The organism is Streptomyces sp. NH27 (genome assembly GCF_056859195.1).
In genome coordinates, this window is the sequence record NZ_JACEGK010001104.1 from 1 (window position 1) to 413 (window position 413).

Annotated in this window: 1 protein-coding gene; it reads right to left on the reverse strand. The window is 45.3% G+C overall.

What is annotated here, in order from left to right:
- Window positions 1-413 (reverse strand): hypothetical protein (locus AC13HU_RS38245; protein ID WP_483046591.1); only part of this gene is annotated, 413 nt, incomplete at both ends.

The window sequence follows — 413 nt, forward strand, 5'->3', positions numbered from 1 at the left end:
GATAAAGACTTGGTTGAACTGTTGCACCTGTCCTGGCAAAGTATGTCCATTCAAGGTGTATTCCTTGACACGAGGGAAGGCTTGGTCAATTACTGCCTTAAGTACCTTAGACTGGATCGTATCATAAGTCACCTTGCTATCGTCAACAACCGAACCTGTTTCTTTCTGGGCAGGAGTATCATCCGCTTTTACGCCTTCTTGATTGTCTGTTTTAACGCTGACAACCGTACGGTCATTGCCATAAGAGCCCGCCTTGAGAAGGATCTTCTTCTCATTTTTAAGATGGTCATTGACCGCAGCTGGTAGAGTCACTGTGTCTAAGAGTTTGTCATCGTTATTGCTGGCATTTAGCTGACCGTCTGACTTGAGAGTGATAGAGAGACGGTTTGTTGATCCTGTTTCAGGAGCAGCAA